This window comes from Acetobacter nitrogenifigens DSM 23921 = NBRC 105050, from assembly GCF_000429165.1.
In the GTDB taxonomy this organism is placed as follows: Bacteria; Pseudomonadota; Alphaproteobacteria; order Acetobacterales; family Acetobacteraceae; genus Acetobacter; species Acetobacter nitrogenifigens.
Genome location: NZ_AUBI01000005.1, coordinates 198,080 through 223,602 on the forward strand (window position 1 = coordinate 198,080; position 25,523 = coordinate 223,602).

At 63.7% G+C, this 25,523-nt stretch carries 18 protein-coding genes; 8 read left to right on the forward strand and 10 right to left on the reverse strand.

Annotated features, from left to right (window positions below; genetic code table 11):
* Positions 1–22: 22 nt before the first annotated feature.
* The 7 genes from G442_RS0109420 to G442_RS0109450 form a co-directional block, all read right to left on the reverse strand.
* Positions 23–1,279: a pyruvate dehydrogenase complex dihydrolipoamide acetyltransferase gene (locus G442_RS0109420; RefSeq protein ID WP_026397804.1), complete on the reverse strand. Its 1,257-nt coding sequence runs from the start codon at positions 1,277–1,279 to the stop codon at positions 23–25.
* Positions 1,280–1,288: 9 nt separating this feature from the next.
* Entirely contained in the window at positions 1,289–2,662 is a 1,374-nt protein-coding gene (locus tag G442_RS0109425) for a pyruvate dehydrogenase complex E1 component subunit beta (protein ID WP_026397805.1), read from the reverse strand.
* 5 nt (positions 2,663–2,667) lie between these two features.
* Complete coding sequence (pdhA, locus tag G442_RS0109430; RefSeq protein WP_026397806.1) at positions 2,668–3,681, reverse strand: pyruvate dehydrogenase (acetyl-transferring) E1 component subunit alpha; 1,014 nt, start codon at positions 3,679–3,681, stop codon at positions 2,668–2,670.
* A gap of 68 nt (positions 3,682–3,749) precedes the next feature.
* Positions 3,750–4,253, reverse strand: coding sequence for a cyclic pyranopterin monophosphate synthase MoaC (gene moaC / locus G442_RS0109435; RefSeq protein ID WP_051292146.1), 504 nt, complete (start codon positions 4,251–4,253; stop codon positions 3,750–3,752).
* Positions 4,254–4,298: 45 nt separating this feature from the next.
* Positions 4,299–5,153, reverse strand: a complete 855-nt coding sequence (gene trpC, locus G442_RS0109440; protein WP_026397808.1) for an indole-3-glycerol phosphate synthase TrpC — start codon at positions 5,151–5,153, stop codon at positions 4,299–4,301.
* A 91-nt stretch (positions 5,154–5,244) separates the two neighbouring features.
* On the reverse strand, positions 5,245–6,384 hold the full coding sequence (gene trpD / locus G442_RS0109445; protein WP_051292147.1) for an anthranilate phosphoribosyltransferase: 1,140 nt from the start codon (positions 6,382–6,384) through the stop codon (positions 5,245–5,247).
* A 57-nt stretch (positions 6,385–6,441) separates the two neighbouring features.
* Positions 6,442–7,038, reverse strand: coding sequence for an anthranilate synthase component II (locus tag G442_RS0109450; RefSeq protein WP_026397810.1), 597 nt, complete (start codon positions 7,036–7,038; stop codon positions 6,442–6,444).
* Positions 7,039–7,160: 122 nt separating this feature from the next.
* Between G442_RS0109450 and G442_RS0109455 the strand changes: the two genes are divergently transcribed.
* Together G442_RS0109455 and G442_RS21625 are read left to right on the forward strand one after the other, a co-directional pair.
* Positions 7,161–7,787 carry a nucleoside 2-deoxyribosyltransferase gene (locus G442_RS0109455; protein ID WP_051292148.1) on the forward strand — a complete coding sequence of 209 codons (627 nt, stop codon included), beginning with the start codon at positions 7,161–7,163 and terminating at the stop codon, positions 7,785–7,787.
* Positions 7,788–7,922: 135 nt separating this feature from the next.
* On the forward strand, positions 7,923–8,837 hold the full coding sequence (locus G442_RS21625; protein WP_051292149.1) for a DMT family transporter: 915 nt from the start codon (positions 7,923–7,925) through the stop codon (positions 8,835–8,837).
* 853 nt (positions 8,838–9,690) lie between these two features.
* Here G442_RS21625 and G442_RS0109465 read toward each other — a convergent pair.
* From G442_RS0109465 to G442_RS0109480, 3 genes are all read right to left on the reverse strand, one after another.
* Positions 9,691–11,001, reverse strand: coding sequence for an RsmB/NOP family class I SAM-dependent RNA methyltransferase (locus G442_RS0109465; RefSeq protein WP_026397812.1), 1,311 nt, complete (start codon positions 10,999–11,001; stop codon positions 9,691–9,693).
* Between the two features lie 122 nt (positions 11,002–11,123).
* Positions 11,124–12,620: an IMP dehydrogenase gene (guaB, locus tag G442_RS0109475; protein ID WP_026397813.1), complete on the reverse strand. Its 1,497-nt coding sequence runs from the start codon at positions 12,618–12,620 to the stop codon at positions 11,124–11,126.
* 330 nt (positions 12,621–12,950) lie between these two features.
* Positions 12,951–14,030, reverse strand: coding sequence for a glycosyltransferase family 4 protein (locus tag G442_RS0109480; RefSeq protein ID WP_026397814.1), 1,080 nt, complete (start codon positions 14,028–14,030; stop codon positions 12,951–12,953).
* A gap of 256 nt (positions 14,031–14,286) precedes the next feature.
* On the opposite strand from G442_RS0109480, the gene G442_RS0109485 reads away from it, so the two are divergent.
* From G442_RS0109485 to G442_RS0109510, 6 genes are all read left to right on the forward strand, one after another.
* Positions 14,287–14,817, forward strand: a complete 531-nt coding sequence (locus tag G442_RS0109485; RefSeq protein ID WP_035376443.1) for a UPF0262 family protein — start codon at positions 14,287–14,289, stop codon at positions 14,815–14,817.
* Positions 14,818–15,063: 246 nt separating this feature from the next.
* Positions 15,064–16,590, forward strand: a complete 1,527-nt coding sequence (cysG, locus tag G442_RS21630; protein ID WP_084440472.1) for a siroheme synthase CysG — start codon at positions 15,064–15,066, stop codon at positions 16,588–16,590.
* Positions 16,591–16,673: 83 nt separating this feature from the next.
* Positions 16,674–17,303, forward strand: coding sequence for a YjbE family putative metal transport protein (locus tag G442_RS0109495; protein WP_246789389.1), 630 nt, complete (start codon positions 16,674–16,676; stop codon positions 17,301–17,303).
* Positions 17,300–19,288 (forward strand): lytic transglycosylase domain-containing protein, encoded by a 1,989-nt coding sequence (locus G442_RS0109500; protein ID WP_035376407.1) that lies wholly within the window; start codon positions 17,300–17,302, stop codon positions 19,286–19,288. The genes G442_RS0109495 and G442_RS0109500 overlap by 4 nt, the downstream gene beginning before the upstream one ends.
* A gap of 173 nt (positions 19,289–19,461) precedes the next feature.
* A complete protein-coding gene (gene mutS / locus G442_RS0109505; RefSeq protein WP_026397818.1) occupies positions 19,462–22,152 on the forward strand; it encodes a DNA mismatch repair protein MutS in 2,691 nt (896 codons plus the stop codon).
* Between the two features lie 104 nt (positions 22,153–22,256).
* On the forward strand, positions 22,257–25,139 hold the full coding sequence (locus G442_RS0109510) for a [protein-PII] uridylyltransferase (RefSeq protein WP_371863399.1): 2,883 nt from the start codon (positions 22,257–22,259) through the stop codon (positions 25,137–25,139).
* The last annotated feature ends 384 nt before the right edge of the window (positions 25,140–25,523 follow it).

Genomic DNA, 25,523 nt, shown 5'->3' on the forward strand with positions numbered 1-25,523 from the left:
GACGCCCGGGGCCACTTCATGTTCAGATGACGAGCGCAATCGGATTCTCGACGATCGAACGCAACGTGGACATCCATTGCGCTCCCAACGCCCCGTCCACCACACGATGGTCCGCGGACAGGGTCGCCGTCATGACCGTCGCGACAGCCAGAGCGTCTCCCTTGACCACGGCGCGCTTTTCACCGGCAGCAATCGCCAGAATTCCAGCTTGTGGCGGGTTGATGATTGCAGAGAACGACGTGACGCCGAACATGCCCATATTGGAAATCGAGAACGAGCCTCCCTGAAACTCTTCCGGTTTCAGCTTGCCTGCACGGGCGCGGGCGACAAGGTCCTTGGTCTCGTTGCTGATCTCGCGGAGAGTCTTTTTATCAGCCTGCCGAATGATCGGAGTGATCAGACCGTCAGGGATCGAAACCGCGATCGAGATGTCGACGTCATTGTACTGAATCAACGCATCTTCCGTGAAGGACACGTTCAATCCGGGAACACGACGGAGCGCGAGAGCCGCCGCCTTCACCAGCATGTCGTTGACCGACAGCTTGAACGCATCCGGCCCATCCTCTGGAGAGGCCTTGTTCAACTGCGACCGCAGCGCTAGGAGCGCGTCAAGCTGCATGTCGATCGACACATAGAAATGCGGAACTGTTGTTTTCGATTCAGTGAGCCGTCGCGCAATCACCTTACGCATCGACGACAGTGGCGTGCTGGTGAAACCACCAGGCGCGGCAGGAGTGGCGGCCCCTTTTGACGCCGCGACCGGGGCTGCTTTCGCAGATTCAACGTCACGTTTTACGATGCGTCCGTTCGGGCCGGAGCCCTTCACGCTCGCAAGGTCAATTCCAGCGTCTTTCGCAATCCGCTTCGCCAGTGGCGACGCAAAAACCCGCCCCTCAGGAGCAGATTTCGCGGGCGCGTTCGACGCAACCTGCGGTGCCTTGGCCGCAGGCGCCGCAGCCGCCTGCTCAACGACAGGCTTTTCTTTTGGAGCCTCGGCCGCAGCGTTGCCCGACGGCGTACCGTCGGGAACGGCTTCGCCGTCGTCTACGAGAATAGCGATCGGCGCATTCACCGCCACGCCTTCGGTGCCGGCCGGCACAAGGATGCGGCCTAGCACGCCCTCGTCAACCGCCTCGACCTCCATCGTCGCCTTATCGGTTTCGATTTCCGCGATAACGTCGCCAGAGGAGACCTTGTCGCCCTCCTGCTTAAGCCAACGCGAAAGCTTGCCCTCCGTCATGGTCGGCGAGAGGGCCGGCATCAGGATATCGGTAGCCATGATGTCTCCTCAGACCAGCTTGCGGACGGCGTCCACAACCCAGTCAGGCTGCGGCAGCGCGAGTTTTTCCAGATTGGCGGCGAAAGGCATCGGCACATCGACTCCCGCAACGCGCACCGGCGGCGCATCCAGCCAGTCGAACGCGTGCTCGATGATCTGCATGACGATTTCCGCGCCGATACCTGCGAAGGGCCAACCTTCCTCCACCGTCACCAGACGGGAGGTCTTCTTCACGCTCTCCACGATGGTCGCGATATCCAGCGGACGGATGGAACGCAGGTTGATGACCTCCGCATCAATCCCCTGTTCAGCCAGAATATCCGCCGCAGCCATGGCTGTTCCAACGGAGATCGAGAAACCGACCAGCGTGACGTCCTTGCCGGGCCGCTCGATTTTCGCCTTGCCGATCGGGAGAATGAAATCCTCATCGACGGGGCACTGGAATTTGTGCCCGTAGAGCATCTCGTTTTCCAGCACGATCACCGGGTTCGGATCGCGAATGGCCGCGCGCAGCAGACCTTTCGCATCCGCCGCCGACCATGGGGCGACAACTTTCAGGCCAGGAACATGCCCGTACCAGCTCGCATAACATTGCGAATGCTGTGCGCCGACGCGCGACGCGGCGCCGTTCGGAGCGCGGAAGACGATGGGACAACCCATCTGTCCGCCTGACATGTACAGCGTCTTCGCTGCGGAATTGATGATGTGGTCGATGGCCTGCATCGAGAAGTTCATCGTCATGAACTCAACGATCGGACGCAGCCCCGTAAGCGCCGCGCCCGTCGCCATGCCCGTGAAGCCGTGTTCGGTGATCGGCATGTCGATGACGCGCCCTTCGCCGAACTCATCAAGCAGTCCCTGCGACACCTTGTAGGCGCCCTGATACTGGCCGACTTCCTCACCGATCAGGAACACGTCCGGATCGCGTCGCATTTCCAGCGCCATGGCGTCGCGCAGCGCTTCGCGAACCGTGATTTCACTTGTCTCGCCCCAGTCCTTTTCAGGTTCAGGCGCTGACGGCGCAACCGTAGCGGTTGCGGGTTTGGACGACGTGGCGGACTCTGCCGCAGCTTCGACTTTCTCCGGCGCGACAGAGGGCGCAGCTGACTGTGCGGCGCCACCGGCTTCGGGAACGCTCTCCCCGTCGGCGACCAGAACGGCGATCGGCGCGTTCACAGCCACGCCCTCAGTTCCTTCAGGCACAAGAATGCGGCCAAGCACGCCTTCGTCGACAGCCTCGACCTCCATCGTCGCCTTGTCGGTTTCGATTTCCGCGATCACGTCGCCAGACGATACGGCGTCGCCCTCTTTCTTGAGCCAACGGGCAATCTTGCCCTCGGTCATGGTCGGCGAAAGCGCCGGCATCAGAATATCGGTGGCCATTACGCTTACGCCTCTACCAGCACGTCTGTGTACAGTTCCGCCGGATCAGGCTCCGGGCTCGTTTTCGCAAATTCCGTGGCGTCAGCGACGACGGCCTTGATGCCATCCTCTACGGCCTTCAGTTCGGCTTCCTCGACGCCCGAAGCCAGCAACTGGCTACGAACGTGGTCGATCGGATCATGCTTCTGGCGAATCTCGTCGACTTCGCTGCGCTGGCGATACTTCGCCGGATCGGACATGGAATGACCGCGATAGCGATACGTCGACATCTCCAGCAGGTACGGCCCATTGCCTGCCCGGCAGTAGGCGACAGCCTCCCGTGTCGCTGCGTTGACGGCGGAAACATCCATGCCGTCAACCTGCTTTCCCGGAATACCCCAGGGTTCGCCATTGCGCCAAAGATGCTGAGACGCCGCCGAAGACCGCTCGACGCTCGTCCCCATGCCATAGCGGTTGTTTTCGATCACGAACACGCAAGGCAGTTTGTGCAGGGCGGCGAGATTGAAGCTTTCGTACACCTGCCCCTGATTGGACGCGCCTTCGCCGAAATAGGTCATCGAGACCTCATCCGTGCCACGATACTTGTTGGCGAAAGCGAGACCTATGCCCAGCGCAACCTGCGCGCCCACAATGCCGTGGCCGCCGTAAAAATTCTTCTCGCGCGAGAACATGTGCATCGAGCCGCCCTTGCCGCGCGAATACCCGGTCGCGCGGCCAGTCAGCTCCGCCATGACGCCGCGCGGGTCCATGCCCGCCGCGATCATCTGACCGTGGTCACGGTACGACGTGATAATCTTGTCGCCTTCCTTGAGCGCCATCTGCACGCCGACGACGACCGCCTCCTGCCCGATATACAGATGGCAGAATCCGCCGATCAGCCCCATGCCGTAAAGCTGGCCAGCCCTCTCTTCGAAGCGACGAATCAGAAGCATATCGTGGAAGGCGCGCTTGAGACCTTCCGTGTCGAGCGAGGGGTCGTTCCGTCCCGCTGCCAGGTTGGACGTGGGGGTATCAGCCATAAAAAACGCTCCACTCGTCAAAATATATCGTGCGGGCGACGCAGCACGCCGCCCGCCTGTCGGGATTTTCAGGAACCCGTAAAATCGCCGGACCGTCCGCCAGATTTTTGCACAAGACGTATATCGCCGATACGCATTGAGCGATCCAGAGCCTTGCACATGTCATAAACTGTTAGTGCGCTGACGCTTACGGCAGTCAGTGCCTCCATCTCGACCCCGGTTTGACCACAAGTTTTGGCCGTCGCCTCGATTTCAACTGCCCCCGACATTACCTCAAGCGTCACCTTAACCGAGGTCAACATTATGGGATGGCAAAGCGGAATCAGGTCCGAAGTGCGCTTCGCAGCCATCACACCTGCGATACGGGCCGCCGCAAGCACGTCGCCTTTCGGCATTTCACCCGAAGACAAAAGCCGCGCGACTTCCGACGCTATGCTCACCCGGCCACGGGCTACCGCGACGCGTACGGTCTCCTGCTTCCCTGAAACGTCGACCATGAGAGCCCGCCCCTGCGCATCGAGGTGCGTGAACCCGTCCGGGTCAATCCCGGATTCGGAATGATCTGAAGACATTACGCCAGCGCTCCGCCTGACGGGATCTGGGCGACGCCGCGCCGGTCAGCCCTGACCAAGCAACGCTCGCGCGGCGACGCCAGGATCCTCGTGACGCAACAACGATTCACCTACGAGGAAACCGCTGGCGCCAACCGATCCAAGACGGACGACATCCTCATGCGTGCGGATGCCGCTTTCCGACACGATAATCTTGTCAGGGGGCACCAGCGGCGCAAGCCGCATCGTCGTTTCCAGATCCGTGCGAAGCGACTTGAGATCCCGATTGTTGATCCCGATCAGGGAGGTGTCGAGAGCCAGAGCACGGGTCAACTCCTCCTCGGAGTGCACCTCGACCAGCACATCAATGTCGAGGCCGCGCGCATGATCCACAAGGTCGGCGGCCTCGACGTCCGTGAGGATCGCCATGATCAGCAGTACGCAATCGGCGCCGATCAATCGCGTCTCGTAGATTTGCCACGGGTCGAAGATGAAATCCTTCCGCAACACCGGAAGGTCGCAGGCCGCCCGGGCGGCCTTCAGATCCTCCATATCGCCGTGAAAGCATGAGCTCTCCGTGAGTATCGAAAGGCACGCGGCACCCGCCGCTTCGTATGACCTGGCGATGGCGACCGGGTCGTACGGATCACGCAACAGTCCGGCAGACGGCGACGCTTTCTTGATTTCAGCGATCAACCCCGGAAGCTGGTCCGCCGTCTTCTCCTTGAGAGCTCGACCAAAACCGCGAGGCGCAAATTCCGCCTCACGCGCCTTTGCCGAGATGTCTTTCAGCGACATCAACGTCGAACGATGCGCCACCTCAATCCGGGAGCGCGCGACAATGCGGGCCAGAACGTCTGGCAGTGAGGAATTACCCTCCCCCGACGCCTCAACAGGCGCCTCATTCGGCGTCTCGTTCATCATGTCCCTGATCTCGCATTTGAAACTGTAATTCGGGCCGAGCGCGGCACGAAACCGCTCTCCCCCATAGCGAAAGTCGCGTCACCAACCGTCACGAACCGCTCCCGCTCCGGTCGCTGGCGGCCTCAGCCCCTCCGTTACGGGCAGCCTGAAGCCTGGATAACGCCGCGCCATTGTCGATCACATGCGCCGCAAGCGCAACGAGTTCCCGTAAAGCCTCCGGGACTATGCGCCCTGCCTGCAGCGCCACGCCACGCCCCGCCACATGCAAGGCGCACGCCGCGTTGAGCAAAACAGTGTCCCTGTAAGGCCCGTGCGCGCCCTTGAGCAACGCTAACAACGCTTCCGCGTTTTCGACCGGACCACCGCCAGCTATCGCTGATATGGGCGCCGAAGGCAGACCCGCCATATCCGGCGTAAGAATCGTGCGAATAATTTCGCCGTTCTCCAGAGCCGCTATCTCCGTCGGCCCTGATAGCGTGACCTCATCGACGCCTCGCGACGGAACGCCCGGCCCGGCGCCCGTGACCTCACCGCAAACAGCCCATACACGCTCCGACCCAAGGTCACGCAGGGTCGTCACGACCGGCTCGAGCCACACAGCCTCGGGAACCCCGACGAGTTGCCGCGTCACGCGCGCCGGGTTGGCGAGCGGTCCGACGAGATTGAACAGGGTTCGCACGCCGAGCGCCCGCCGTGCTCCTGCGGCATGACGCATGGCCGGATGGTGGGATGGCGCCGCCATGAAGATGAGCCGCCGCTCGCGCAGTTCCGCCCCGAGAGTCGCGCAGTCGCTTTCCAGAGGCACTCCGAGCGCGCCCAATACGTCCGACGCGCCAGACAATGAGGACAATGCCCGATTACCGTGCTTGGCGACGGGAACGCCCAGGGCCGAAACGACGAACGCAACAGCCGTGGATACGTTAAGCGTCCCGTGACCGTCCCCGCCGGTGCCGCATACGTCGATGGCGCCCGGCGGCGGCTCCTCGATCGCCAACATTCGCGATCGCACCGCAAGAACCGCGCCGAGCAGTTCCTCCTGACGCTCCCCGCGCACCCGCAGCCCCATCAGGAACGCTGCGATCTGCGCCTCGCTCGCCGCGCCATCCATGATCAGACCGAAGGCGTTTCGCGCCTCGTCCACGGAAAAGGGGCGCCCGGTGGCCACGGCGGCCAAAACCGGGCGAAAGGGATCGGCGTCCGTGGCCACAACGTGAGTCGCGCCGCTCATGCAGGTTGCACGATGACGGTTCGCCGGGATCGAAACTCTGACATTACCCGCGCAGCCTCACGCCGCCTTCCGCGTCGCGCGCCATCCGCGCGCAGACGCGAGAAAATTCGCCAATATGTCGCGGCCATGTTCCGACGCGATGCTTTCGGGATGGAACTGCACGCCATGGATTGGCAGCACGCGATGGCGCAATCCCATGATGACGCCGTCGTCAGTCCACGCGGTTTTTTCAAGCGCGTCGGGGAACGTAGCCGGATCGACGGTCAGGCTGTGGTAGCGGGTCGCAAGGAAGGGGCTGGGCAGGCCTACGAACACATCGGCCCCGTCATGAAACACCTTGCTCACCTTGCCATGCACCGGGCTCGGAGCCCTGACGACGTCTCCGCCGAAGACCTGACCAATCGCCTGATGGCCCAGACACACGCCGAATATGGGAATCACGCCCCCGGCCTGACGGATCAGGTCGCAGCAGACGCCCGCTTCGTTGGGGGTGCACGGACCGGGAGACAGCACGATCGCCTCCGGCGCCAGCGCAATCGCCTGCTCGGCGGTTAGCGCGTCGTTGCGGCGGACGTCGCAGACTTCACCCAGTTCGCCCAGGTAATGGACGAGATTGAAGGTGAAGCTGTCGTAGTTGTCGATCAACAGGATCATGCCTTTATGATGGCGATCCGTCGGCCTCCGGTCAAACCCCTCCCCAACGCAGCGCACGTCATGCCAGAGGTTGACAGAATCTGATCAGGCGATCGCATTGATTGGGATCACCTGCTTCGGAAATGAGTCCCCCCGCCGTGCCGACGAAACCTAAATCCACCAGTCACCGCCCCCGCGTGTACCTTGCAGGCGATCTCGTCTTCCGCCCCGCCCCGGAGAGCCTGTTCGCCACCCTGAAGGCGGTATGCGCGGCGCACGGCCTGGAAGGCGTGGCGCCACTGGACGGACAGATCGACCTCAGCGGGCTACCTCCCGGACTGGAAACGACGCTGTCCATCGTCACAGCCGATCGCAATCTCATGGATTCATGTGATGCGGGGATATTTTGCCTCGACCCGTTTCGCCGCGCCGCCGACATGGACCCCGGCACCGCCGTCGAGATCGGCTACATGGCGGCGCAGGACAAAGCGCTGGAAGGCTATACCGTCGACGGCAGATCCTATCCCGATAAAGTACGGGACTACTGCGCCCGAGCATGGGGCGAAGGCCTGCGCCTGCGCCAGATCACGGGGGGCAGCGGGTCATTAGAGGATGCTGACGGCCTGATCGTGCATTCGGAAGGGATGGTTCAGAACGGCATGACGGAAGGCTTCATTCGCCTCTCCGGCGGCTCCGTTCATGTCGCCACAACGCTTCCGGAAGCGTTGGCTCTTGCAGCTGCCGCCCTAGCGAAGCGCCTTGCAGGCTGACCAAACGTCGATACGATCTTACAACAGATTATAGCCGGTATGTATAAACCGATTATCTGTCATTGAAAAATTTCATATAAATCCTGATGCTCCTGCGCCGTCGGCTGGCGGAGGATCAGCGCGGATTTTTAACAAATGACCACCGCTCAGGACGACATCCCAAGAGGCCTGACGCTCTGCGCCCTTGGCTATCTGTGTTTTTCCATGCAGGACGCGACCGTGAAGTGGTTGGTCGCCACATACTCGGTGCCGGAAATCCTGCTCTTTCGAAGCTTCGTCGTCGTGGCGATCGCCTGCATCATCGGACGACGGCAAGGCCTAGCGCTGCTCAAGCCCCGCAACCCGAGCGCCATCCTCGCCCGCGCATCGCTTATGCTGATGGCGTGGTTCTCATACTACTCGGCAGCACGATCGCTTGGACTCGCAGAACTGACGACGATCTACTTCGCCGCGCCAGTCATCACGGTCGCGCTGTCGGTCTTTGTGCTACGCGAGCATGTCAATGCAGAGCGATGGGCGGCCGTGCTCGTCGGCTTCGCTGGCGTTCTGACGGCCGCAGCGCCGCATGGCGACATCTCCGGCCTGAAGCCAGCGCTGGCTGCGTTTTTCGCAGCGATCTGCTGGGGCATGAGTTCGATTTTGATCCGCGTCATCAGCCGCTCTGATTCGACGGCAAGCCAGATCGCCCTTACGAACGGCTTCTTCGCAGTCACATGCGCACTTGCACTGCCATGGATGTGGCGGACGCCGGACCTTGCGGCTCTCGCCATGATGCTGGGCCTTGGCGTTGCTAGCGGCTTCGGCCAATTCCTTCTCTACGAAGGCTTCCGCTACGCGCCCGCGTCCGTGGCCGCCCCTATGGAATATACGGGACTGATCTGGGCGTTCATCTACGAGTATCTGATCTGGAACGACGTTCCTCACGCCAACGTATTTGGCGGCGCACTGTTGATCGTCGGCGCGAGCCTGACGCTGGTATGGTCAGAGCGCCAGCGCAAGCGCGGCTTTCGCGGCGCGACGGTATCCAGTCCTGACACTGCGCCTCAATGAGGCGTTTTTCGTTTCATCAGACACGGGCCTGGGGGCGGCGCACGGTCAACCATTGGCGGCAAATCGACGCAACCGCGTCAATGACCGTTGCCCTCTGCCTAAATTATTTTTCCACGCAAATTAAAGCTGAACTGACAAACGCCTTAGAGCGAAGCATAATGCCGCACGGAATCAGCACCACATCCATAATGAAAATCAACCTGTGCTATACTAGGAATGTACCGACACTCTCGCACTCTTTCATTCAGTCAGTGCAACCATCATCCAGCATAGCCATCAAAATTTCCAGTTACGGGAAACGCGGAGTGATAAGGCGAAAAGCAGCCTTTAACTTTCTCAATCGCACATCGTAGTGTTCGCTGAATACGATCATTCGCCTGACGAATTACGTCAACGCTCTATAAACGCCCACACACTTGAATGTTTGACGGAATTTTATAAGAAATCGCTGAAAGAAATATAAAACTTAAAAACAACCAACTACCGCGCCTACATTGACGCCCAAGCCAAACCACGCGCTTAAGCGCGTCACAGCTTTCAGAACGCCAGAGATTATTTCTCACTATATTTCGAAAAATTCACGCTACGCCAACATCTTCCGTCAGGGAGACATAGCGAACCAGCACGCACTCCTCTATCAGGAGCGGAGTGAAGCCCCGCCCCTGCAAGCCATGACGGGCGCGTCAAGATCCCCCGTAACAGGAAATGCTGTGAAGGCACACAAACTATCTCATCATCCCGAGGGGGATTGTTGAATGCGCCCACTCCAGCGCCACACGTCAAACGATCCGGATCGACGAAGTAGCACAACCTGGCAACAATCGCGTCTGCCGCAGCCCCTCCGGGCTGGACCTCACTCCTGAACAGCCGTGGCGGGCGCGCGCTCCAGAACGGCGGCAAAAAACCCATCAGTGCCGTTCATGCCCGGCGACAGGGACAGGATAGGCGACCCCGCCAATACGTCCGGCACATCACGCGCATCGGGAGAGATGAGACGGAACGCCGGATTGCGTGCGAGAAATGCATCGATCTGGTCCTGGTTTTCAGCATCCAGAACCGAACATGTGGCGTAAACCATACGCCCGCCCGGTTTCACCAGAGCCGCAGCGCGATCAAGAATCTCGCGCTGTTTCACAGTCAACTCGGTAAGGTCCGCCTCTTCCAGCCTTACGCGAGCATCCGGGTTGCGCCGCCACGTCCCCGTCCCGGTGCATGGCGCGTCCACCAGCACGCGGTCGAAACTCGCAGCCCGACGTTTCGCCCACTTGTCGCCCGGGACAAGCAGATGTCTCTCGACATTATGCACGCCGGCGCGACGCAGGCGACGCACCGCCCCCTCCAGCCGTGGCTCGGAAACGTCGCACGCCACGATGTGCCCCTTGTTCGCCATCGTCATGGCGATGGCCAGCGTCTTACCGCCCGCGCCCGCGCAATAGTCGAGCACCCGCATGTCCGGCCCGGCTCCGAGCATCGCCACGACAAGCTGACTGCCTTCGTCCTGAATTTCGACAAGCCCATCCTTGAAGGCGGCGCTGCTCGTTACCGGCAGACGGCCCGGCAAGCGAAGGCCCCACCGAGACAGTTCGGTCGGGTCAGCATGCAGCCCGTCTCGCGCCAGCGCCTTGCGCGCGGCCTCCCGGTCGCCCCGTAACGTATTGACGCGGAGGTCGAGCGTCGCCTCCCGCGCCATCGCAGCAAGCTCCGCCTCAAGCGTATCGCCGAACCGCTGCTCCAGATGCGGCAGCAGCCAGTCCGGAATTTCAAGCCTTACAGCGCGCGGCGCATTCTCAAGCGGCGCGGCGGCGGGCTGCGTCAGCTTGTCCAGCGCGTGGCGTTCGTCCGCGCTCAAGGCGCCGGGCGCGAACCGTCCCTCGACGAAGCCCTGGGACAACGCGCCAAGGCTGTCCCCCTGTTCCATCCGCCGGACGGCGACACGCAGACGCGGCGTCGCAGCAGCCCCAACCTGTTCAAGGCGCCAGGCGACGCGCCGCCAATGCCGCAGCACGTCCCACACGATCACGGAAATGGCACGCCTGTCTCCCCCGCCGATAAAGCGACGCTCGCGAAAGAACGCGTTGGCGACGGCGTCCGCCGGACGGCGCGGCGTGGCGTCCATGGCGGTCAAAAGATCAATGGCGGCGGCGAGCCGGGCGGAGGGAGTCATGAATATCCTGCAACAGAAACTGGCGCCGACGCCACAAACGTCAGAAACGCGGCCAACGCGCGTCCCGCAAAACCCGGTTTGTCCGCGCGCGCCCTACAAGACGCCGCGCGCGGACGCGGAAATCAGTCGCGCCGGTAATTGGGCGCTTCACGCGTGATGGAAACGTCGTGGACGTGGCTCTCGCGCAGCCCCGCTCCGGTGATCCGACGGAACCGCGTGCGCGTCTGAAGGTCCCGTAGATGGGCTGAACCCGTGTAACCCATGCCCGCCTTCAGGCCGCCGACGAGCTGATGCACCACCGCACCCATCGCGCCCTTGTAAGCCACCCGCCCCTCGATGCCTTCCGGCACCATCTTGTGGGTGTCCTTGACTTCCTGCTGGAAGTAACGGTCTGCGGATCCACGCGCCATGGCGCCGAGGCTACCCATGCCGCGATAGGATTTGTAGGAACGCCCCTCATAGAGGAACACCTCGCCCGGCGCCTCTTCCGTGCCGGCGAGCAGAGAGCCCACCATCACCACGTCAGCGCCCGCACCGATCGCCTTGACCAGATCGCCCGAGTTCCGGACGCCGCCGTCGGCGATGGCGGGCGTGTCGCGGCCATGACAGGCAGCCGCCGTCTCCAGCACAGCAGAGAACTGCGGCACGCCAACGCCTGCCACAATACGGGTCGTGCAGATGGAGCCCGGCCCGATGCCAATTTTCACGCCGTCAGCGCCGACGTCGATCAGCGCTTCAGCCGCTTCCGGCGTCGCGACGTTGCCCGCAATGACCTGAACCGAGCTATCAACGGACTTGATCCGTTCGACCGCGCGCAGCACGCCCGAAGAGTGACCGTGCGCGGTGTCGACCACCAGCACGTCCACGCCAGCCTCTATCAGCAGCCGCGCACGGCTGAACCCGTCCTCGCCCACGCCCGTCGCCGCAGCGCAGCGCAAACGGCCGAGACCGTCCTTGATCGCCAGTGGATGAGCGACCGCCTTGTCCATGTCTTTTACGGTGATGATGCCGACGCAACGGTTGGAATCATCAACCACCAGCAGCTTTTCGATCCGATGCTTGTGCAGGAGCTGACGCGCAACGGCGGGGTCCGCGCCATGCCGCACCGTGACCAGATTTTCATGCGTCATCAGCTCGGCGACGCGTTGCTTGGGATCAGTCGCGAAGCGCACGTCGCGATTGGTCAGAACGCCGACCAGAACCTGCGTGCCGGGCTCAACCACAGGCAGGCCGCTGATCCCGTTGCGCGCCATGATCGTCCGCACTTCTGCGAGCGTCTGCTCGGGACCAACCGTAACCGGGTTGACAACCATGCCGGACTCGAACCGCTTGACGCGGCGGACATGCTCGGCCTGCTCTTCGGGGTCCAGATTCTTATGAATGACGCCAAGACCGCCTTGCTGCGCCATCGCGATCGCCATGGCCGACTCCGTAACCGTGTCCATCGCGGCGGAGATCAGCGGGATGTTCAGATCGATGGTGCGGGTAAGGCGCGTGCGCGTGTCGGCGTGCGCGGGCAGCACGTCGGAGGCCGCCGGAACGACGAGCACGTCGTCGAACGCCAGCGCCTCGGTGATACGGTCATAGAGTGAGCCGAATTGTGTGCCTCTGGTCGCCATGGCGCGGGAACCCCTCTGAGTGAAGCGGGCGACCCAACTGCATGACAGGCCCAAGCCTGCCGCCCCGTGCGTTCGGAAAGTCGATAGCGCAAAACACGCCGCTCGTTTCCGGACGTCTCTTCAAGGGCAGGCCGCTTTTACGGCTCGCCTCGGGTCCCCGACCGTTGGCGCACCCTCATAAGAGCAAGCGGGACGCCTGACAAGCAGAACCATGCGGATGACTGCGTAGCAGAGCCAGAAATGTAGAAGTCGGAGCCGGAACAAATAACAAACCGCAAGCAAAGCCACTTGCGGCGCGCCCCTCGGCGCTGAACTTCACCGACGTCGTTTTTACCGACCGAGCAACTGCCGCGACAGCTCGACATGGCGGTCGGCGTAGACCTGCGAATTCACGACCGTCTTCATCCGCGCCTGCGCATTAGCCACCATGCGCACTCGCAAACCGGGGTCGGCCGCGATCTCGTTGATCGCAAGAGTGAGTTCATGCGCGTCGCCTGGCTGCACATAACGAACTGCGGTCTCGTCGAAATATTCGCGCAGGCCGCCAACATCCGTCGCAATGACCGGGAGACCCATCAACGTCGCCTCCTGAACCACCGTACAACCGGAAGCGTGCAGGTTCGGCAGCAGCGGCACGACGACAATGTCCGCCCACTCGTATTGGGCCCACAATTCGTCGTTGTTCTGCACAGTCACGACCGACGCGCCCGCTGTGCCGGCGACCGCGTCAGTCGCCGTCTTCGCCCGCGACACGATCCTGACCTCACCCGGGATTCGGCGTCCGGCCGCAACGAGCGTTTTCCAATCCCGGTGCTCATCGTTGCCGAGAGACAGGATGCGCACGTCACGCGCAACCTCCCTGAACGGGTGCGAGCGCACCGTGTCGGCGTTGATGCCGAAGAGAACCACCTCCGTGCGGCGGGTCGGAAACATCCGGGCCGCCACGGAACGGTTGTCCGGAGAATGGAAAGTCAACAGGTCCGCCCTGTTAAGCAGAAACCGATACAGAGCTTTCTGAAGGCTATTGCGCTGCGGCCACCGATCCACGAGCCACACCGACTGGGCGAGCAGACGCGGCTTGTGTCCACGCGACAGCAGCAAAACCATCGCCGTGGCGAGACTCTGGGCCTCCGTATGCGTCCAGACGATATCCGCCTTGCGTATCCCGTGACGATTGCGCCAGGCGTGCACGAAATCGAATCCGAGAAGCAGCCGCGCTACATATCGGACTGCCTTGGACGGCAACGTTTCGACCAGATCCTCTGATTGTTCGATGACGACGTCCGGCCCGGCCGCGCGGTAATATCCATAGGCGTATTTTTCGTTGACGCCGATGACCTTGCCCCGGGTCCAGAGGTCATGCCAAACCCGCGCGCCATAACCGTAACTCAGTTGGACAAAAACCTGCATCGCGCTCTCGATCATCTGCCACGCGCCACGCCGGCCGCGCCGTAAGGTCGCACATAGGTAATGTCGAAAGGTCAAAAAAAATCAATAGCGCCAATAATTGGACTTGCGTTCGATCGCCTCCGGATTTTCCGCGAGATTAAAACCTCGCGCTATGTCACATTACCGATCATCGACCCCGAACGACGACGATAAAACAAAAGCAGCGACAAAAACGACAACCCAGGGCGCGAGCCCGGAACGGGGCGGAGATTTCAGAGTGACGAAGCTCTTTCACGATCGGAACCGCAGCAACGAACCGACGCTGCCGCCTGACCGACCCGACGCCCTGATCGGCGTCGTTCTCGCATCCGCGCTCGACACCGCAGCCGATGCAAATCCGGCGCGTCAACGCGACCGTGAACAGGCGATCGTGGACCTCTGCCAGACCGCACATTTCCGGCCCGTAGGACTTACCGGACCGTTCATTCTGCACCTTTCCGTCAGCGGCCATCAGGGACTGGTCTTCGACGTCCGCAGCGAGGAAGACGAACCCCTCCACGCGCAGCTTATATCCCTGACGCCGTTCGGTCGGCTTCTCAAGGATTACGCGCTGATGATCGACAGCTTCGAAGCCGCCATGGAAGAGGGCAATCGCAGCAAGGTGCAGGCGATCGACATGGGCAGACGCGGCATTCATGACGAGGCGGCCGATCTTCTGATGGAGCGCCTCGACGGGAAAATCGCCATGGACCGCCCCACCGCCCGACGGCTTTTCACGCTGATCTGCCTGTTGACCCAGCGCGGCTGATTTCCACGTTCAGTCCGGAACGGTCGGAACACCGCCGCAGCGGTTCCTCGACCTGATGGCCGCGCCGACCGGGCTGGATCGGGTTGCGCCAATTCGCTAGAGCATCGTCCGACCGGACGGAAACGTCTGACAAGACAAAGATATTCGCCAAGACAGCAGTTTACGGCGTGATCTGTGCGACTGGACGAAACTCTGACGCCGCTTAGCCGGTTGCGTTGGCCAGACCTGAACCCGGCGGAGAACTTTATGACTGTGCAACGGCCTGACGGGCCTCCTGCGCCGGACAAACGGGAAATCCCGTATAACGAGGCGCTCCTCGGCGACACCGAGACCGAAACGCCATCGTCCGGGGCGGACGCCGAAGACGACGCGTGGTTCCCCCTTGTCCTGCGCCTCGGCGGCGGCGCCCGCGCCCTTGTGGTCGGCGGCGGCGCCATAGGCGCGAACAAGACAGCGCTGCTCGTCGCCGCCCGCGCGCATGTCGTCGTTCTGGCGCCTGAACTCTGCCCGGAACTCGCGCGACTGCATCGCGACGGACGCATTGAGCACGTCGCGCAAGCGGTCAGCGAAACCCTGCTGGAATCTCTGCTTCCCGGCTCCCGCGTCGTCTTCGCCGCCACCGATGATCGCAGTGTCAACCGTATGGTCGCCCGGATCGCCAGCACGGCGAATATCCCTGTCTGCGCAGTGGACGACCCGGAGGCGTCAACCTTCATCACGCCCGCCATCGTACGGCGGGGGCCAGTGCAGGTCGCGATCTCCACCTCCGGCGCAGCGCCGGTTCTTGCGCGCCGTCTGCGCGAAAAGATCGAGGCGATGTTGCCCGGCCGCCTCGACGCGCTCGCGCGATTCATGCGCGCCCGCCGCCCCGCGATGAACGCCCTCCATCCCGCAGCGGATACGCGGCGACGCGTGTGGGAGGCGTTTCTCGACGGGCCGGGAGCCGAGCAGGCGCTCGCCGGACAGGAAGACCTTGCCACGCAAACGCTGGAGCGGCTGGCTCGTGGCCAGGGCGAGCGGATGGGCGAAGTCTGGCTTGTCGGCGCCGGGCCGGGGGACCCGGACATGCTCACCCTCGGCGCCCTTCGGCTGATGCAGAACGCAGACAGCGTGCTCTACGATCGCCTGCTTCCGCCCGAAATCCTTGAACGCGTGCGACGCGACGCCGAGCGAATCTTCGTCGGCAAGGCGCGCAGCGACCATGTGCTGCCGCAGGACCAGATCAACGAGGAACTGGTGCGGCGCGCCCGCACCGGAGAGCGCGTCCTTCGCCTGAAAGGCGGCGACCCGTTCATCTTCGGACGCGGGGGGGAGGAAGTTGAGGCGCTGATGGCGGCTGGCGTCCCGTTCAGGATCCTGCCCGGCGTGTCGGCTGCGAACGGATGCGCTGCGACCGCTGGCATTCCCCTCACCCATCGCGATTGCGCACAGTCCTGCCTGTTTCTGACGGGACACGCCCGCGCCGACGGCGAACTGGATCTGCCATGGGACACAATAGCCCGGCATGGACAGACAGTCGTGATCTACATGGGCCTCGGCGGCCTCGCCTCCCTGTCCACGCAGTTGCAGACGCACGGCCTGCCGGCAAGCTGGCCCGCCGCGCTGGTGGAGAACGGCACGCGTCCAGAACAGCGCGTGATCGTCGGCGACCTCGCCACCCTTCCCGCAAAAGCTATCTCTGAAAATGTGAAGAGCCCGGCGCTGATCATCGTCGGTGAGGTCGTACGCCACCGCGTCGTGTCGCCGCATGGCGAGGGCGATCGCACATCCTGAAACCAGCAGCGAACGCTAACGAGGAGCCGCCGCGCCCCCTTAATCTTTTCAAGGCTGTTGGCTAGAGTACGGCGGCCGCTCCAATGGAGCGGAGTCAGCACCGGAGCACGATTATTTCCGACATGTTTTCCCTCGCCGCCGTCACCGCTCTCGCTCAGGTGGTGATGATCGACGTCACGCTCGCTGGCGATAACGCCATCGTCGTCGGCCTCGCCGTTCGTCGCCTCGCCGCCGAACAACGACGTGTCGCGGTCATCGTCGGCGTCGCGGCGGCGGCCGTCATTCGACTGGGCCTTGCCCTCATCGCCACGCAGATGCTTGCGATCATCGGCCTGCGTCTGGCCGGAGGATTGCTGCTGCTCTGGGTCTGCTGGCGTATGTATCGCGAATTGCGCGGCCCGGATCATCATACTGACGACGCGGCTCCGGCGCCCGGCGCTCTACGATCGGCAATCTTCCGAATTATCGTCGCCGACCTGTCCATGAGCCTCGACAACGTGCTCGCGGTCGCAGGCGCCGCAGCGGAACATACGTGGGTGCTCGTCACCGGCCTCGCTTTTTCGGTCCTGCTGATGGCCGTCGCGGCGTCCCTGATAGCACGCCTGCTTGAACGTTTTCGCTGGATCGCGTGGCTGGGACTGCTGGTCGTGCTCGGCGTGGCCATCGAACTAATTATCCGTGGCGGTAACGACGTGTGGGGCGTGGTGCATTGAAGAAATTTTTTCTTCGCGCCGGGATAGCCAGCGCGGTCCTTCTGTCGTCCTGCGCCGGGGCGCCCGACCCCGCTGATCCCCCTGCCTACTCCGCTCCCGCCGTAACGCCCCCGACGACAGCTTCGACGCCGCCTGTCGCTGCCGTGTCGATGAAGCTGACAGATCGTCTGACCGTCTGGCGGCAGCTTGTCGCTCCGTCTCCCGGGGAGATTCCCGCGACGACGTACGCGCAGTTTCTCGGCACCAGACCGGTCTGGCCGCATTGGAAGCTGATCGAAACGCGCTTCCAGAAAGCGCTGGCCGACGAACCCGACGACGGCGTCGCCCGCTCGCTCTGCGCCTCGACCTCACTCAACGCCGCCCGCGCCCTGTCGCGGTGCGTCGCCGTGCTGGGCGTGACGCCCGCATTGCGGACGGCGGGGCGCGCGGCGTGGCGCGATGCGAACGACGGCGCGCAGGACGCGGCCTTGCTGCGATCCCTCTTCGCGACCGACCTGTCGGCGCACGATAGCTGGGCTCGGTTTCAGCGCGAGGAAAGAACGGGGCAACTGACGGCGGCGAGCCAGACGGCGCAGCTTCTTCCCGCCGACCTGGCGGCGCTTGCGACCGCACGGGTCGCTTTCCACCGCAACGATCCCGGCGCGGAGGCGCTGCTCGCCAACGTGCCCGCAGCAAGGCGCAGCGACCCGGTTCTCGCACTCGACCGCCTGCGTTGGCTGCGTAAGGCAGAGCGCCTCGACGATGCGTTGGCGCTGTGGAAATCCGAAGGCATGACGGCGGAGCGTCGCGCCAGCGAAACCGGCGCAACGACAGCGTTCTGGACTGAACGAGACGCCCTCGCCCGAGCGCTGCTGGCGCAGGGCCGCGACGCCGACGCTTTTACGGTCGCCGACGACGCAATGCCCGCGACGGACGTCCACAGCGCTGACGCGGCATTCCTGAGCGGCTGGATCGCATTGCGACGACTCCACGACGCGACGACGGCCACACAGCACTTCACGACCGTCGCGCAGTCTCGATCGCTGATCGTTCGCAGCGGAGGCTATTACTGGCTCGGCCGCGCGCGCGCGGCGGCGGGCGACGCTGCGGGAAGCGAGGCAGCATGGCTGCAGGCGTCGCAATGGCCGCAGACGTTCTACGGACAGATGGCGATCTCGGCGCTGGCCCATGACGGCGCCACCCTGCTTTCTCCCGGCTCCGTGCCCGCGTCCGTCAAGACGGCCCTGCAGCGGTTCGATGCGTCCGGAGATCCGGTTGCGTCGTCCGTCGCCGTGCGGACAATCGCCAGCAGCGAGCTGGCGCAGGCTGCGCGCATTCTCGTCGCATGGGGCGACAAAAGACACGCGCGCGAATTTCTGACGATGCTGCTCGGGCAGACGACGAATGCTGGAGAGCGCAGCGCTCTGGCCGCTTTCGCGACGCGGTTCGGGTTGCAGGACGTGGCTGTCGCCGTGGCGCGGCGGGACGGACGAGAGGGCCTCGCCCTTCCCGCTCTGGGCTGGCCCGCGCCAGTGACGCCGCCGCCCTCCTCCCTCCCCCCCGGTTTCGCGCTGGGCCTGATGCGGCAGGAAAGCAGCTTCGACCCTGAAATCGCCAGCGGTTCCGGGGCTATCGGCCTTATGCAGCTTCTGCCCGGCACGGCGCGCGACATGGCGCGGCTTGTCACGCGCAACGGCGGCGGTTCGATCGCCGTAGACGGCGGCACTCTGCGCGACCCATCGGTCAATATGCAGCTTGGCACGACATATCTCGGGCAGATCTACGACAAGTTCGGCGGGGTCGCGCCTTACGCCGCCGCCGGTTACAACGCTGGTCCGCACCGCGTCAGCCAATGGCTGGAATCGGCCGGAGACCCGGCGCGAACGGGCGGCGGTCAGGACGAGATGCTCGACTGGATCGAGACCATTCCTTACGCGGAAACGCGCGGCTACGTCATGCGCGTGTGGGAAAACATGACGATATACGCGGTCAAGAACCCGGCATGAAATCACCGCGCACGACACGGGCCGCTCAGGAGGCGGTCATGGCGGAAGCTGACGTTCAGACCAACGCCGAGACGGAAAACGCAACGCAACGTTCCGGTCGACGGGCCTCAAGGCGTCCCTCCGAACAGGCCGACGACGACGCCCCCGACCATGCGCGTGAGGACGTCCCACCGATGACGCGCCACCCCGGCCGCCCAAGCGCCGAGGGCGCGTCGCCCGCGATGGCCCAGTGGTTCGCTCTGAAGTCTGAAAACCCTGACATGCTGCTGTTCTTTCGCATGGGGGATTTCTACGAACTGTTCTTCGACGATGCGGCGGCAGCGGCGGCGGCGCTGGATATCGCGCTGACCGCGCGCGGCTCCCACGCAGGCGCGCCTATCCCCATGTGCGGCGTGCCGGTCGGCGCGGCGTCGGCCTATCTGTCCCGGCTGATCCGGCGCGGCTTCCGGGTCGCCATCGCCGAACAGACGGCGGAAGCGCCCAAAGCCCGCGCGGGCAAGACGCCCGCCCAGAAAGGCCCGCTGCCTCGCGCAGTCGTCCGTCTGGTGACTCCCGGCACATTGACAGAAGACGAACTTCTGGAAGCCGGGCGCTCGAACCTGCTGGTCTCGCTTGCGAGCATCGCCGCTCGCAAAGGCGCCGCCACGTCCCAATGGGGTTCGGCATGGATCGACATTTCAACTGGCCAGTTCGAAACCGCCTCATGCGATGCCACGGATCTGGAGCATCTTCTGGCCCGGCTCGACCCAGCGGAAATCCTCGCCCCGGCTGATCTGTCCCTTGGCGATTACGAAGCGCGCCGCGCCAGCGCGTTCCCTGCTCCCGCCGCACACACCGCGCGGGCGCGGCTCGCTGAAGCCTTCGGCGTAGCCAGCCTCGACGCCTTCGGGACGTTTGGAGACGCCGAAGCCGCCGCCGCGATGGCCGCCGTCGATTATATCCGCCGCTCGCAGGCGGGCGCCCTGCCCCGCCTCGGCCACCCTGTTCCACAGTCCGAACGCGGGTCCCTTGGCCTCGATCCGGCGACGCGCGCCAGCCTCGACCTGCTGCGCGCGCGCGACGGCGGGCAGGAACATACGCTCTTCGCTGCGGTCGATCGCACCGTCACCGCGCCGGGCGCCCGCCTTCTCTCACAGTGGATCGCATCGCCGCTGACCGATGTCTCGTCGATATCCGCCCGGCAGGAATGCTGGGACTGGATGCGCCACGCCACAGGCAAGCCCGAAGCATTTCGCACCGTCCTGCGCGGCGCGCCCGATATCGACCGCGCGCTTGGCCGCCTTTCTGTGGGGCGCGGACAGCCACGCGATCTGGCCGCCCTGCGCGACGGCGTCCGCGCCGCGCACGAGGCCGCAACCCTGGCTCCTGAAAGCAAAAGCGCAGGAAAGACCGTTCCGCCGCTGCTTGCCGAAGCGTTCAAAGCGATGCGCGGATGCGTCGCGCTGTTCGAACGGTTCGAAGCCGCGCTGTCGGAGGAGTTACCCGCGCGGATCGACGACGGCGGCTTCATCGCCACCGGATTCGACGAAGAGCTGGACGCCCATCGCAGCCTGCGCGACGACTCACGGCGCGTCATCCTGTCGTTGCAAAACGAGTATGCGCAGCGTTTCGGCGTCGCCAGCCTGAAAATCCGTCACCACGCCCAACTGGGCTACGTGATCGAAGCGCCCACCGCTGCAGCCGCGAAACTGCGCGACGTGCCGGAACTCTCATTCCGGCAGGGCACGGCGAGCGCCGCCCGGTTCTCAACAGCGGAACTGGCCGACCTCGACTCCCGCATCTCCGAAGCCGCCGAGCGCGCCGCCGCACGGGAGCGGCAGATTTTCGCCGCCCTGACGCAGGAGGCGCTGACCGATCCGGGCCTGCCAGCACTCGCCGCAGCACTCGCCCTGCTCGACGTCGTTCAGTCCTGCGCCAGCCTCGCCGCTGGCGGCGCATGGAGCCGGGCGAAGGTCGAGGACGGAGAGGCATTCGAACTCGAAGCGTGTCGCCACCCGGTGGTGGAGGCGGCGCTGGGCTCCGGCGTCCGCTTTACGGCCAACGCGTGCTCCCTCGCTCCGGAACGCCGGGTCATGCTGCTGACCGGCCCGAACATGGCGGGCAAATCGACCTTTCTGCGCCAGACGGCGCTCGCGGTCATACTGGCGCAGGCCGGGTTGCCCGTTCCCGCGAAATCGGCGCGGATCGGCGTCGTCGATCGTCTGTTCTCGCGCGTCGGCGCCGCCGACGACCTTGCGCGCGGACGATCAACTTTCATGGTCGAGATGACCGAGACAGCGGCGATTCTGAATCAGGCAGGCCCACGCTCTCTGGTCGTGGTGGACGAAATCGGACGCGGCACCTCCACGCTGGACGGCCTGTCCATCGCCTGGGCTGTGCTGGAGGCCATGCATTCCACGCTGCGCTGCCGTGCCATTTTCGCGACGCACTTCCACGAACTGGCCCAGCTCGCGGAGACGCTTCCGCGTCTTTCCCCGCACACCATGGCCGTGCGCGACTGGAAGGGAAACGTCGTGTTCCAGCATGAAGTCGTAGCCGGAACCGCCCGTAAAAGCTGGGGCGTCCACGTCGCGAAACTGGCCGGCGTGCCCGGCCCCGTGGTCGACCGCGCGGCCCGGCTGCTGCGTGAACTGGAGCAGGATCACTCCGTCGGGCAGCGTCCCCTGCCTCTGTTCGAAGACCTTTCGCCGACGCCCGCAGCCCCCCCGGCCAGTTGCGAGGACGACGACGAAAGGGCAGATGAGGTCCTCGCGTTGCTGTCGCGGATGGACCCGGATTCCATGAGTCCGCGGGAAGCGCTGGACGCTTTATACGAGATCAAGAAAGCAATGCTTGAAGCCAAGGGCCATTTGACCCGAGGATAACTTTCCACCGTGCGCACCGGGCATTCGCCCACCCCCGCCGATAGCCCGAGACCGATCCCACCTTGACGTCGACCTCCCTGAGCGATCCGTTCCCAGTCGCCGACATTGCGTCGGCCGCCCGCGACACGCTGACCCCGCAAAGCTTCGCCGCTGGCCTCGCCTCGGCCTTGCGCGAGGCTGCGCCTGGCGAACAGGCGACGCCCGGCCGCGAAGCCGCGCTGGCGATCTTCCGCCGCCATCTCGGCCGCTATCAGGCCGAGATCAGGACGCGGTTCGAAAGCCGGGAAATCAAGGGCGTGCCCGCCGCGAAACAGCTCGCGGCGTACGCCGACGAACTGGTGCGCGCGCTCGCACGCTTCGCCAGCGAAACACTGGCGCCGGACGACGACCTGCTGGGGCAGATCGCCATCACGGCCACTGGCGGCTATGGCAAGCGTCTGCTGGCGCCGTTCAGCGATATCGACCTTCTGTTCCTTACCCCCGAAGCGCCGTCGCCCGAAGTGCTCGCGCTGGTGGAATACGTCCTCTACTTCCTGTGGGATCTCGGTCTGAAAGTCGGGCACGCCACACGTTCGATCCAGCAATGCATCGAACAGGCCGAAGCCGACACAACCGTCCGCACCGCCCTGCTCGACGCGCGCCTGCTGATCGGCAATCCCACGCTGTTCGCGATGTTCGAAGCCCGCTTCATCGTGGCCTGCGTCGAGGCCGGGTCCGCCCGCTTCGTCGCCGACAAACGCGCGGAACGCACCGAACGCCACCGCCGGTTCGGCGACAGCCCTTACATGGTCGAGCCGAACATCAAGGAAGGTCGCGGCGGCCTGCGCGACATGCAGACGCTATACTGGATGTGCCGGTACAGCTTCGGCACGCGACACGTCTCCGACCTGCTGGCCCCGGACTTCACGCGCCTCGGCCTGCTGACGGAACAGGAAGCCGCACGCGCCCGCCGGTCGTGGGACTTCCTGTGGACCGTGCGCCTACACCTACACTACGTCGCCGGGCGCGCCGAAGATCGCCTCACTTTCGACATGCAGCCCGTCGTAGGCGGGCGCATGGGATACACGCGCCACGGCCGCCAGAACGGCGTCGAGCGCTTCATGCGCCACTACTTCCTGACCGCGCGCGAGGTCATGCGGCTGACCCACGTGCTGGAGCCGACGGTCATGCGCCTGTCGCTCGGCCCCGCCGCCAACACCATGAAGGCGGACGAGGCGATGCGCGACGCCGGGTTCACGTTGCTGGACGGGCAGATTCTGCCCGCGAAAGGCGTGTCCTTCGACGAAGAGCCGATCCGGATGCTCGAACTGCTCGAATGGTCGCGCAATCGGCATATCCCGATCCACCCCCTCGCCCGGCAGCAACTGATCCGCTGGGAGCGCCGCGCCGCGTCGCTGCGCGAAGACGCACACGCCTCTGACATTTTTCTTACGCTGCTGTGCGGCGACAGGCCGGACGAGCGCCCGCATCGCGCCCGACGCCCCGGCGCAAAAGAAGAAACACCGGATCAGCCGGAGAAAAAGCAGCTCGACCACGCGCACTGGCTGCGCATCCTCAACGAAACCGGGCTGCTCGGCGCGCTGATCCCGGACTGGTCGCGCATCGTAGGCCAGATGCAGTTCGACACGTACCACGTCTTCACCGTGGACGAGCACACGATCGAGGCGATCCGCATCCTCGGCTGCCTCGAACGCGGCAAGATGGCGGACGAAATCTCCGTCGCCTATGACCTTGCGCGCGATATCCAGTCGCGCCGCGCGCTGTATATGGCCGTTCTGCTGCACGACATCGCCAAGGGACGCGGCGGCGACCACTCGGAGCTTGGCTCCGAAGTCGCGCTGGAGCTTTGCCCCAAGCTGGGACTGTCGGGCGAGGAAACCGAAACCGTCTCCTGGCTGGTCCTGCACCATCTGCTGCTGAGCCACACTGCGTTCCAGCGCGATATCGACGACCCGAAAACCATCCTCGACATTGCCGACGTGGTTCAGTCGCCGGAGCGTCTGCGCCTGTTGCTGCTGCTGACCATCGTGGACATGCGCGCCGTCAGCCCCCGCGTGTGGAACGCATGGAAAGCCACCCTGCTACGTGAACTCTACACGCGCGTCGCGGAAGTGCTGGAAGGCGGCCTCGCCACGCCCGAGCGCGATGCCCGCGTGGCCCACAGCAAGGCGATGCTCGCCGAGCTGATGGAAGAAGACGGCGTCTCCCAGCCTGATATCGAGCACTTCCTCGGCCTCGGTTACGCCAGTTACTGGCTGTCCTTCGATCAGGAGACGCAGCTTCGCCATGCGCGCCTGATCCGCGAAGCCGACGCATGCTCCGCCCCCTTCGTCATCGAAACACAGCCTCTGCCCGCGCGCGGCGTGACGGAAGTGACGATCCACACCGAAGACCACCCCGGCCTGTTCTCGCAGATCGCAGGCGCCATGGCGCTGGCGGGCGCGTCCATCGTCGATGCGCGCATCCATACGCTGACCAACGGCATGGCGCTCGACACGCTGTGGATTCAGGACGCGTCGGGAGAAGCGTTCGACAAGCCGGAGCGTCTGGCGAAGCTGTCCCACAGCGTGGAGCGCGCATTGCGCGGGGATCTGGACATTCGCGCCGCCATCGCCGAGTCCGCGCCCGCGCAGATGCAGATGCGAACCCGCGCCATCCATGTGCCGCCACGCGTGGTGATCGATAACCGGGCCTCGAACTCCTACACCGTTATCGAGATTAACGGGCGCGACCGTCCCGGCCTGCTGTTCGACGTCACCGGCGCGCTGAATGAGCAGAAATTGCAGATCGCGTCAGCGCATATCACGACCTACGGCGTGCGCGCGGTGGACGTGTTCTACGTTAAGGACCTGTCGGGCATGAAAGTGACTGACGAGCGGCGCCTGCACGATATCCGCGAGCGGTTGCTGACGGGATTGCGGCATGTGGAGGCGAAGCTGACCACGGGGTATGCGGCTTATGATATGGTGCGGGCGATGCAGGCTTGAAGGAATACCAGCGTCTGTTATTTGAGGACGATCCTTCATTCTCAAAACATAAACCATGTGATCCAACCAAGAAGAATACGACCCAATGATGGCTAAAATACCTACGAGCATCATCGGATTATTAAGTCAGATTTTTCCAAATCACTACACACAGGCAGAAATCAACTCCTTTTTTTGTATTGCGGCGCTCCAGAACCCATCCCCGACCAGAGCAAAGCCAACAAAATTCAATCATGGCTACGAGCCATCAACACAGAATCAGAATCTCCTTTAAGAATATTAGAACTAATAATCAATGATTTCATGGAAAAGACATACTCAGAAAAACCGTTCTGGGCGAGTGGAAATACGGACTTCAGTCAAAAATTGAATGAAGAAAAACAG

Bases quoted from the DNA above. Each gene is read 5' to 3' on its own strand.
- G442_RS0109420 (WP_026397804.1), bottom strand. From the start codon at position 1,279: ATGGCTACCGATATCCTGATGCCGGCCCTCTCGCCGACCATGACGGAG.
- G442_RS0109425 (WP_026397805.1), bottom strand. From the start codon at position 2,662: ATGGCCACCGATATTCTGATGCCGGCGCTTTCGCCGACCATGACCGAG.
- pdhA (WP_026397806.1), bottom strand. From the start codon at position 3,681: ATGGCTGATACCCCCACGTCCAACCTGGCAGCGGGACGGAACGACCCC.
- moaC (WP_051292146.1), bottom strand. From the start codon at position 4,253: ATGTCTTCAGATCATTCCGAATCCGGGATTGACCCGGACGGGTTCACG.
- trpC (WP_026397808.1), bottom strand. From the start codon at position 5,153: ATGAACGAGACGCCGAATGAGGCGCCTGTTGAGGCGTCGGGGGAGGGT.
- trpD (WP_051292147.1), bottom strand. From the start codon at position 6,384: ATGAGCGGCGCGACTCACGTTGTGGCCACGGACGCCGATCCCTTTCGC.
- G442_RS0109450 (WP_026397810.1), bottom strand. From the start codon at position 7,038: ATGATCCTGTTGATCGACAACTACGACAGCTTCACCTTCAATCTCGTC.
- G442_RS0109455 (WP_051292148.1), top strand. From the start codon at position 7,161: ATGAGTCCCCCCGCCGTGCCGACGAAACCTAAATCCACCAGTCACCGC.
- G442_RS21625 (WP_051292149.1), top strand. From the start codon at position 7,923: ATGACCACCGCTCAGGACGACATCCCAAGAGGCCTGACGCTCTGCGCC.
- G442_RS0109465 (WP_026397812.1), bottom strand. From the start codon at position 11,001: ATGACTCCCTCCGCCCGGCTCGCCGCCGCCATTGATCTTTTGACCGCC.
- guaB (WP_026397813.1), bottom strand. From the start codon at position 12,620: ATGGCGACCAGAGGCACACAATTCGGCTCACTCTATGACCGTATCACC.
- G442_RS0109480 (WP_026397814.1), bottom strand. From the start codon at position 14,030: ATGCAGGTTTTTGTCCAACTGAGTTACGGTTATGGCGCGCGGGTTTGG.
- cysG (WP_084440472.1), top strand. From the start codon at position 15,064: ATGACTGTGCAACGGCCTGACGGGCCTCCTGCGCCGGACAAACGGGAA.
- G442_RS0109495 (WP_246789389.1), top strand. From the start codon at position 16,674: ATGGAGCGGAGTCAGCACCGGAGCACGATTATTTCCGACATGTTTTCC.
- mutS (WP_026397818.1), top strand. From the start codon at position 19,462: ATGACGCGCCACCCCGGCCGCCCAAGCGCCGAGGGCGCGTCGCCCGCG.